Below are 10,808 nucleotides of genomic sequence, written 5' to 3'. Positions count from 1 at the left end.
AATCTATTGTGAAAGTTAATTAGGGAGAATTAAATCATGTCTTGGCAAAATGAAGTTAAAACCGCTTTAGAAAACAATCAATACGATATTGTTAGTCAGTTTTACGAAGAACTGATAGAAAGAAAACCCCTAGAAATTAGTTATTATTGGTATTTAGGATTATCCTATCTTTTGCAGGCAAAAGAAGAAGAAGCACAAGCTACTTGGTTATTTGTTTTCACTCAAGGAGAAGAACAGGAAACTGATTCATGGATGCTAGAATTAAGCAATATTTTAGCAGCCGAAGCTAATCGACAATTAGAGTTAGAAAATCTAGAAACCAGTTGGTTAATTCGTAAACATCTACAGGAAATTAATCCCAGTTATATCGATAATTTACTGCATTTAACTCTCGTTGAAATGAAATTAAATAGATTTCATCCTCAACAACTGCAAGAATGGCAAATACTAGAATTAATTACTCAGGGTTCAGTTAACTCTCAATTATTGGAACGGGTAGTAATTGCCGTCATACCTTACGCTCATAAATATACCATAGAATTAGTTCGCTTAAGTTTACCCTATCTTGACAATTCTCCAGAATTACTTAATCACGTCATCACTGTTGCTGGACGCTTTGCTTTTGAGAAATATCAACCTATTTATTCCGTTGACTTAGCGGAAGCTTTTCTTCCCCTTTATCCCGAAAGTTTGTACTTAGAAGTTAATTTATTTTGGTTTTATATCTCTTTACCTAACTATGAAAAAGCCATCAATTTAGTCAATAAGTTGAAAGAGAAAAGTCAAACAATTGATTTAAAAATGTTTAGTCAATCTCTTCTCTTTAATGGTTCTTTACGCGCCTCAAAATGGAATGACATTCCTAGTATTTGTCAAGAGTATAAACAATTAATTAAAGAATTTATAGAAAAAAAGCCCCAAGATATACATCCCTTAGTTCGGGGAGCTTTACTAACAGTTATGAACCCGATTTCCTACTATGAAGATAACCCGAAAGAGAATCGACCGCTTTTAAGTCAGATTGGCAGTTTTTTTCAAAAAACTTACAAAGAAATGCTGGGTTTTCAAGAGGAAAGTTTTGACAAACCTAGAGAAGATAATGCCAATAAAAAACTGAAAATTGGTTACATTGCCCAAACCTTAAAACGTCATCCCGTCGGTTTATTGAGTCGTTGGACTATTAATTATCACAATCGTGAGCAGTTTGATATTCACCTTTATATGGTGAGTCAACCTGTGGATGAAATAACTAAACAATGGTTTTCTAATCCCGCAGATAAAATCTATCATGCTACTGCTGATTCCTTAGTAACCTATCGCAAAATTAAAGAAGATAACATCGATATTCTTGTGGATTTAGATAGTGGTACTGGGGCAATCGTTGCCAAAGTTATTGCCTTAAAACCTGCTCCTATTCAAGTTAACTGGTTAGGTTTTGATGGTTCCGGTTTACCCGCAGTAGATTATCTTTTAGCGGATCCTTATGTACTACCAGAAAATGCCCAAGAATATTATCAAGAAAAAATCTGGCGTTTACCTGATGCTTTTGTCGCTGTGGATGGTTTTGAAATAGCCGTTCCTACCCTGCGAAGAGAAGATTTAGGTATTAATAATGATGCGGTTATTTACCTAAGTTCTCAAACGGCAATTAAGCGTAATCCTGCGATGATTCGCTTACAAATGCAAATCATCAAATCCGTACCTAATAGTTATTTCCTGATTCAAGGAGTTGCTGATGATAATTCTCTCTGGGATTTATTCTGTCAAATTGCCGCAGAAGTTGGGGTAGAAACTAATCGAATTAAGATGCTTCCTCTCTATAAAACGGAAACCTACAGGGCAAATTTAGCCATCGCTGATGTGGTTTTGGACACCTATCCCTTTAATGGTGGTACAACCACCTTAGAAACCCTCTGGATGGGAATTCCTCTCGTGGTTAAAGTGGGGCAACAATGGTCATCACGCAACGGTTATACTTTAATGATGAATGCGGGAATAACTGAGGGTATATCTTGGAGTGATGAGGAATATGTGCAGTGGGGAATTAAGTTAGGATTGGATAGAAATTTAAGAGAAGAAGTCCGTTGGAAACTCCGAAAGTCTCGTCATACATCTCCCCTCTGGAATGCCAGACAATTTACCAGAGATTTAGAAACTGCTTATCGGCAAATGTGGAATATTTATTGTCAATCTTAGCGGATAAAAACTATGCAATGGCATCAAGACATACAAACACACTTAAACGACAACAATTATCAACTGGTATTGCAGTTTTATGAACAATTAACTGAAAACAATTCTCCTGTAATTGAGGATTATTTTTATCTAGGATTAGCCTATCTTTTACAAGATAGAGAAGAAGACGCACAAGCTACTTGGTTACTGGTGTTGAGTCAAGCAGCTGAATCAGAATTATCGGGGTGGATAGAAACTTTAACTCAAATCTTAGATGCAGAGGCAACCAGACAAGAAAATTCCCAAAGACTAGAGACAAGTTATCTAATTCGATGGCAGCTACAAAATCTTAATCCTAGTTTTTTAAATAATCTCCTGCATCTGATGGAATTAGAAATACAATTCCAAAATTTTGCTATGGAAAAGTGCAATGATTGGTGTGTATTTGAACTGTTAGAGAATACAGCTACAGCAGCAATTAATCTTGATTTACTGCTGCGAGTGACGGAAAAAGTTTTAATCTACCCCTGCACTAATACCATCCACTTTTTAGAATTAGCAGCCTTACATATCAATAATCCAGAAATAATTGCGGCCAAAGTTATCTCAGCAATTGTCAATTATGGTTATCAACAAAAACAAAGTGTATTTGCCATTAATTTAGTAGAACTTTGTTTGCGCTTTCTACCAGAGGATTTATACTTACAAAATAGTTTGTTTAATCTTTATAAAACCACCACTTTTGACTATAAAAAAGCTCTAGAAATCGCCGATAATTTTTATAAAAATTGCCAAACAAATACTGAAAAGCTGTTCGGAATTTCTCTAGTGATTGGTATTTTACAAGCTAAGGGAGACTGGGGAAATTTACCTAAATTTATCGATGAATTAACACAACTAATCGAGCGACAAATTAATGCCGAACAATTTAATGCACGTCCCTTTATTATCGACTCTATTTTAGGCGTTACTAGCTGTCTTCCCTACTATCAAGATAATCCGAAAATTAATCGCTATTTACAAAGTAAACTAGCGGAAATTTTTCAAGCAGATGTAAGAACCCGCTATAACTATATTGCTCCTGTTTATTCTCCAAAATCTCCAGCAAGAAAAATAAAAATTGGTTATATTGCCTATACTCTCCGTCGCCATTCTGTGGGTTGGTTAAGTCGCTGGTTATTTCACTATCATAATCGAGATAAATTTGAAATTTACACCTATTTTGTCAACCAAGGAGCAGACGAAATTACTGAAAAATGGTTTAAAAATAACTCAGATTATAGCTATAAATTGCCAGCAAAAATTGAACAAATAACTGCCCAAATTCGTCAAGACAAATTAGATATTTTAGTGGATCTTGATAGCTTAACCAATAATACAACTTATCTAGTAATGGCCTTAAAACCAGCACCGATACAGGTAACTTGGTTAGGATTAGATGCGTCGGGAATCCCTGCGATTGATTATTTTATTGCCGATAACTACGTTTTACCCGAAAATGCTGAAGAAATTTATTCAGAAAAAATCATCCGACTTCCTAACTCTTATTTATCCGTGGATGGTTTTGAAGTGGGTGTTCCCACCAGGAGAAGAACTGATTTAAATATTCCCGATGATGCTATTATTTATCTGACCGTGCAATCGGGATTAAAACGTACCTTAAACATGATTTGTCTGCAATTGCAGATTCTCCAACAGGTTCCTAATAGCTATCTTTTAATCAAAGGTTTTGCCGACAAAGAAACCATTCGAGAATTATTTCTCAAAAGTGCCGAAGAATTGGGAATTAGTCAAGATAGATTAAGATTTTTGCCCAATGATTTGCATGAGGAAACCCATCGCGCTAATCTAGTAATTGCTGATATAGTTCTCGATACCTATCCCTATAATGGTGCTACCACAACCCTAGAAACCCTCTGGATGGGGATTCCTTTAGTCACTAGGGTTGGTGAACAATTTGCAGCCCGCAATAGCTATACTTTTATGAAAAATGCCGGCATTAGTCAGGGTATAGCTTGGAGTGATGAAGAATATGTGCAGTGGGGAATTAAGTTAGGATTAGATAAAAATTTAAGGGAAGAAATTCGTTATCAACTACGTCAATCTCGTCATACATCTCCCCTCTGGAATGCCAGACAATTTACCAGAGATTTAGAAACTGCTTATCAACAAATGTGGAATATTTAGGGTGCATCTCATTTTTGTCAATCTACTAAGTTGGGATTTTTAAGGGAAAACTCTCTTTTAAAATTGGGCTTTACTTCCGATTTTATCGCTCAATCCAAGCTTTTGGGGGGTTCTACCCCCCAAACCCCTAGGGTTGATTCATAGTAGGGTTGATTCATAGTAGGGTTGATTCATAGTAGGGTTGATTCATAGTAGGGTTGATTCATAGTAGGGTTGATTCATAGTAGGGTTGATTCATGAATCAACCCTACCCAAACCCCCCGTTGGGGGCGTGGCGCCGCCCCCAAACCCCGGAGCGCATTAGTTTTTCGGTGGGCTGCTTACAGGTAGTTGTTAATACTTTTGTACGCATTTGAGAGTGACTGATAATTGCTGATTGTCGGTATTTTTGCAAATGTGAGATGCAGCCTTCCTACCTTCTCCCCACACCCCACACCCCACACCCCGCTCCCCGCTCCCCTGGTGTTAGGCCCAGAGAAACCCTAATAGCTAAAGAAACTGCGCGATTAGATACCAAAGTCCTTCACAGATAGAAGATAATCAATATTTATCAGTATTGGAAGCCTTCAGCATGGTTCATTTAACGCCCAATCCTAGCTATAGTTTAAGTCTCAAGATAGAAATCCCCAATCAAGCGGGAACCTTCGCTTCTGTCCTCAATGCGATCGCCGATGTCGGGGGTAATTTAGGGCAAATTTCTCTGATCGAACGCAATTTAAAGATTAGCACCCGCGAGGTGATGGTTGATGCCGCTAGTACCGACCAAGCGGAACAGATTATCGCCGCGGTTAAAGCTCTACCGGATGTTAAACTCCTGAAAGTTTCCGATCGCACCTTCGATCTCCATCGTCGGGGTAAAATCTCCATTGAGAGTCGTATTCCCCTCACCTCCCAAGATGACCTGGCCATGGCCTACACCCCCGGAGTTGGTCGCATCTGCACCGCTATCGCCCACGATTCCGAACAAGTGTACTCATTGACCATCAAGGGCAACACCGTCGCTGTAGTTACCGATGGTAGCGCGGTATTAGGATTAGGAAATCTCGGGCCAGAGGCTGCCCTACCAGTAATGGAAGGGAAAGCAATGTTATTCAAGGAATTCGCCGGAATTGACGCTTTTCCCATCTGTTTAGCCACCCAAGACCCCGAAGAAATCATCGCAACCGTCAAAAGAATCGCCCCGGTTTTTGGGGGTATTAACCTAGAGGATATCGGCGCGCCACGCTGTTTTGAAATCGAGAAACGTCTGCGAGCGGAATTAAATATTCCCGTTTTCCACGATGATCAACATGGTACAGCGATCGTTTCCCTGGCTGCCCTAATTAATGCCCTCAAATTGGTCAAAAAATCGCTTGATACAGTCAAAATCGTCATTAATGGTGCGGGTGCGGCGGGTATCGCCATCGCTACTCTCTTTAAAACCGCAGGAGCTACAAATATAATCCTCTGTGATTCCCTTGGTATCCTCTCCCAAAAACGGGACGATTTAACCCCAGAAAAACAAGCTTGGGCCGTGGCTGCCAGTGGTAAGCTAGGGGATGCTCTTAAAGGCGCTGATGTCTTCTTGGGGGTGAGCGCACCGGGGGTATTGACTCCCGAAATGGTCAAGGGAATGGCTAAAGATGCGATCGTGTTTGCCATGGCTAATCCGATTCCCGAAATTCAACCGGAATTAATCAATGATTTAGTGGCCGTGGTGGCTACCGGACGCAGCGATTATCCCAATCAGATTAATAATGTTCTCGCTTTCCCCGGATTATTTCGCGGGGCCTTGGACTGTCGCGCTAGGGCAATCACCGATAATATGTATCTGGAAGCGGCCAAAGCGATCGCTTCTTTGATCACTCCTGCTAATCTCAATCGAGAGAATATTATTCCCTCGGTTTTTGATAGTCGTGTAGTTACGGCTGTGGCCGCCGCCGTTCAACACGCTGCTCGTCAAGATGGAGTGGCCGGGGAATAATGTAATTATGGTGCAGGAGGGTAAGTAAACCGTGAAACCGATCGATGATATTCCCGAAGCTTTGCGGGACAACCAGTACAGAAAAACTACTAATCCTAATGGTCTAATAGCGATCGTAAGCGGTTTACTCGCTCTGGTGGGAACCGGCATAATTGCCATAGCAGTCTTGAATCGTCCCCCTGCTTCCGTAAAAAAACCGGTTATTAACCCCTCCCCCCCCATTAAAGCCACTCCTAGCCCCATTGAGAACATTCTAGGTCATTTACCCTATCAAGAGGCCCCGGAGACGGAATTAGCCCCCATTACTGGGGATGGTGCTATGCGTTTAAGGAAACCGGCAGCCAAGGCTTTTATCCAGATGCAGAGTGACGCGAGGAGGTCGGGGGTGATTTTAATGCCGATTTCCGCATTTCGATCGAAAGCAACCCAAGAAAAGCTCTTTTTTGAAGTTAAAAAACAACGCAATCAGCAAACCCGCAAACGAGCAGAAGTGAGCGCACCTCCGGGTTACAGCGAACATCATACCGGTTATGCGATCGATATTGGCGATGGTAGCACTCCCGCAACGAATTTAAGTAGCAGTTTTGCTAATACTGCCGCTTTTCGTTGGTTGCAAAATAACGCTGCCCAGTATAGTTTCGAGTTATCTTTCCCCGAAAATAATCCCCAGGGTATTAATTATGAACCCTGGCACTGGCGTTTTGTCGGGGATAGTCACAGTTTAGAAACTTTTTATAAGGCCCAACAATTAGGAAAACAAAAATAAGATAACCTTATCGGCAATTGCATCCTGTAGGGGCGAAGCATTCGGACAATAACCTATCGCTGAAACCAGAGATTTTCTATCCGAATGCTTCGCCCGTACTTTTTCAGCAGACCCTAAATATTGCCGTAACGCACCAACAGAAAAAGTTTTTTATGTGTTAGCAAAGCGCGTAACACATCCTACACCTAATGGCGGGGGGTTGTGGACATTTCTAACGAGAGAATCTGGCAGCCAATCGATTCCGTTGCCAATTTTTCAGAGCTAGTCCCACTATATTGCTTATAATTGAAGGTATTAAAAGCGTTAATCCGGGTTCCTTCTCGAACTAACAGACAGCATCAATGATTGACTGGACTCCCTATCTCAAATCAATCTCGGACTCGGAAAAGTACGCCCAGTGGGAGACATTTTACACCCTCACGGACGTAGAGGGAAAAACACGCCCGTCGAAAACTGCACCTTTGCTAAGAGATTTGTGGGTGCAGACGATTGAAAAAGAACGAGAAAACCCGCAAGAAAGAGCAGAAAGACCAGAAAAACCCGAAAGATTCACGGTTTTAGATGGTTTACGCAAGTATGCAACTAATCACGTTCTTTTAAAAGGTCGTCCCGGTTCAGGAAAATCGACCGCTTTAGCCAGATTATTATTAGAAGAATCCGTAGGGACCCAAAGCTTGCGCCTAAATCAACAAAATCAAGCTAAAATCATTCAAATTCCCATTCTCATCGAATTACGCTTGTATGAAACCTCAATTCTTGATTTAATTTTACAATTCCTGAAACGCCATAAATTAATTATTGATAGTAATACCCTAGAAAGTTGGCTGTTAGAAAATCAGAATTTTAGACCATTATTATTATTTGATGGTATCAATGAATTGCCCTCGGAAGCTGCGCGACAGAAATTAAAAAACTTTCGCCAGCAGTATGCAGAAATTTCTATGATTTTCACCACAAGGGATTTAGGCAGCGACGACTTAGATATTGAAAAAAAGCTGGAAATGCTCCCCCTGAGCGAAGCACAGATGCGGGATTTTGTCAAGACCTATTTGCCTGAAAAAGGCGAAGAAATGCTTAAACAGTTGGGAAATCGTCTCAAGGAATTGGGAGAAACCCCCCTGCTTTTGTGGATGTTATGTGAAGTTTTTAATGAGAAAAGCCAAATTCCTGCTAATTTAGGCTTAGTTTTTCGACATTTTACCGAAACAGTTTATCACCACAAATTAAAAGCAGATGTTCCTACTTACCAAGAATCCCGGGATTGGTGGCGAGAATTGCTGCAAGTGTTAGCTTGGAAAATGACCCAAGGGGAGTCAAAAACCGAGATTCAGGTGGCTATTTCCCGAACAGAAGCAGAGGAAGAATTAAGCAAATTTATCAAAAATAAAGGATTCCCAGAATATTACAGTAAGCAGTGGTTAAAGGATTTATTGAAATATCATCTAATTCACCTAGAAGGTAATGATAAAATTGCTTTTCGCCATCAACTGATTCAAGAGTATTACACGGCTGAGGAATTAAAGAAAAAGTTACCCCATCTCAGGGATGAGCAGTTACAGTGGGACTATTTGAATTATCTCAAATGGACTGAACCTATGGCGTTGCTGTTGGGGTTATTGGATAATGAAACCCAAGCAAAACGGGTGGTTAAATTAGGGTTAGAGATTGATTTAAAATTAGGAGCGAGGTTAGCAGGAGAAGTCAACTTTAAGTTTCAAAAGCAGACAGTGGGGTTAGTGCTTGGGTTGGATGTACCGAAACGGTTTAAGGTGGAGTTATTGGGATTAACAAAGTCTAATGAAGTTGTTAATGAGTTAAGTCAAGCTTTAAAAGACTCTGATTGGGGTGTTCGTTGGAACGCAGCCTCCGTTTTAGGTAATATTAGCCCAGAAACAGCCATTGCGGAGTTACTCAAGGCTTTAGAAGACTCTAATAGCGATGTTCGTAGGCGCGCAGCCTTAGCTTTGGGTAAAATTGGCTCGGAAACAGCGATTATGGGGTTACTCAAAGCTTTAGAAGACTCTGATGAGTATGTTCGTAGGAACGCAGCCTTCGCTTTGGGTAATATTGGCTCAGAAACAGCCATTGCGGGGTTACTCAAGGCTTTAAAAGATTCTGATGAGGCTGTTCGTGGGAACGCAGCCTTCGCTTTGGCTAAGATTGGCTCGGAAACAGCCATTGCGGAGTTACTCAAGGCTTTAGAACACTCTGATAACGCACTCGAGGCCTTGACTGAGATTGAGACAGAAACAGCCATTGCGGGGTTACTCAAGGCTTTAGAACACTCTGATGAGGGTGTTCGTGGGAACGCAGCCTTAGCTTTGGGTAAAATTGGCTCAGAAACAGCCATTGCGGGGTTACTCAAGGCTTTAGAACACTCTGATGAGGATGTTCGTTGGTACGCAGCCTTCGCTTTGGGTAAAATTGGCTCGGAAACAGCTATTCCGGGGTTACTCAAGGCTTTAGAAGACTCTGATGAGTTTGTTCGTAGGAAGGCAGCCGAGGCTTTGGGTAATATTGGCACAGAAGCGGCGATGACTGAACTTATCAAATGCCTGAAAAATCCTGATTTTGTCACATTAAATAATGGCGATACTCTCTCTCAAGCTAGAAAAGCACTAGACACAATTCAAAACAAACTTAAATACTATCACCCCCTCCCTGAATCTATTTCTTACTCCACTCAATCCCCAACCTCTGAAACCTCATCTATTACCTATGATTTAAGAGGAGCTATCATTAGCAATTTAGCTCATAATGTGCAAGGAAGCCAACAGAATTATCCCCAGCAACCTAATAACAATAACCCAGAGAAAAAATAACATGGTTCAGCAACTTAATAACACCCAAATCGCCATCAATACTTTATTGAATAAACTCAACGATTCTCTCCCCCAGATCCGCGCTAAAGCTGCCGAAGCTTTGGGCAAAATTGGCAATAGCAGCCTTGCCGACACATTAGTATCCCATTTAATAGGAGAAAATGATCTTAATGTTCGCCTAAATCTGATTCGTCCGCAATTCCTTATCTAGCTTCCTGCTTATCTGATACTAATCCCGATATTCGGATAATCACGGCGGAATCTATCGGAAAAATTGGTAGTGAAAAAGCAATATCCTATCTCATTCAATCCCTACAAGATACGGAAGTAAAAGTTCGTGTCACAGCCACAATTGCTTTAGGTGAAATTGGACTAGAAGATGTTATTCCTTATCTAGTAAATGTTTGTTCCGATGAAGATGATAGCGTTCGTTTCAGTGCTGTTGATGCCCTCGGTAAAATTGGCTCTCGTTATGCAGTAAACTGATATGAAATTGAGTACAGAATCCCTCGATTTAATTATCAGAACTCTTGCCAAAAGACTATTCACAGACAAGAACCCAAGTATTCGGATTAAAGCCGCTCAATCCTTATTTTGATCCCCCTAAATCCCCCTTGAAAAGGGGGACTTGAATTCGACGTATCGCTTTCATTCAGAGAAATGGTGTCAGTTTTGCCATTATGGATGCTATAATTAGGGCTTGCTGAATAAATGTGAAATGTAGGCAAGATAGGGGTTTTGTGGCTTTTCTTGCGAAACAGGTGCAAGATTTTGAGAGAATCGTGCTTCAAAACCTTGCGTCTTCATCGGCCCGCGTCCTGTAGGGGCGAAGCATTCGGGCAATAACCTATCGGTGAAACCGGAGATTTTCTATCCGAATGCTTCGCCCGTACTT

7 protein-coding genes are annotated in these 10,808 nt (G+C 40.8%); all 7 read left to right on the top strand.

Going from position 1 to position 10,808, the window contains the following annotated elements; translation table 11 throughout:
* The first annotated feature begins 36 nt into the window (after positions 1–36).
* Positions 37–2,196: an O-linked N-acetylglucosamine transferase, SPINDLY family protein gene (locus IM456_RS05845; RefSeq protein ID WP_149986360.1), complete on the top strand. Its 2,160-nt coding sequence runs from the start codon at positions 37–39 to the stop codon at positions 2,194–2,196.
* Positions 2,197–2,208: 12 nt separating this feature from the next.
* On the top strand, positions 2,209–4,362 hold the full coding sequence (locus IM456_RS05840; RefSeq protein WP_149986361.1) for an O-linked N-acetylglucosamine transferase, SPINDLY family protein: 2,154 nt from the start codon (positions 2,209–2,211) through the stop codon (positions 4,360–4,362).
* Between the two features lie 571 nt (positions 4,363–4,933).
* Positions 4,934–6,325 (top strand): NAD-dependent malic enzyme, encoded by a 1,392-nt coding sequence (locus tag IM456_RS05835; protein ID WP_149986362.1) that lies wholly within the window; start codon positions 4,934–4,936, stop codon positions 6,323–6,325.
* A gap of 31 nt (positions 6,326–6,356) precedes the next feature.
* Positions 6,357–7,091, top strand: coding sequence for a M15 family metallopeptidase (locus IM456_RS05830; protein WP_287691916.1), 735 nt, complete (start codon positions 6,357–6,359; stop codon positions 7,089–7,091).
* Positions 7,092–7,432: 341 nt separating this feature from the next.
* Positions 7,433–9,913 (top strand): NACHT domain-containing protein, encoded by a 2,481-nt coding sequence (locus IM456_RS05825; protein WP_287712754.1) that lies wholly within the window; start codon positions 7,433–7,435, stop codon positions 9,911–9,913.
* 1 nt (position 9,914) lies between these two features.
* Positions 9,915–10,124 (top strand): HEAT repeat domain-containing protein, encoded by a 210-nt coding sequence (locus tag IM456_RS05820; protein WP_253881143.1) that lies wholly within the window; start codon positions 9,915–9,917, stop codon positions 10,122–10,124.
* Positions 10,112–10,399, top strand: a complete 288-nt coding sequence (locus IM456_RS05815) for a HEAT repeat domain-containing protein (RefSeq protein WP_253881149.1) — start codon at positions 10,112–10,114, stop codon at positions 10,397–10,399. The genes IM456_RS05820 and IM456_RS05815 overlap by 13 nt, the downstream gene beginning before the upstream one ends.
* Positions 10,400–10,808: the final 409 nt, after the last annotated feature.

Source organism: Microcystis sp. M079S1 (assembly GCF_020246425.1).
Taxonomy (GTDB): domain Bacteria; phylum Cyanobacteriota; class Cyanobacteriia; order Cyanobacteriales; family Microcystaceae; genus Microcystis; species Microcystis aeruginosa.
Note: the sequence above shows the minus strand (reverse complement) of the source record. Positions and strands in the feature narration are given on the sequence as shown.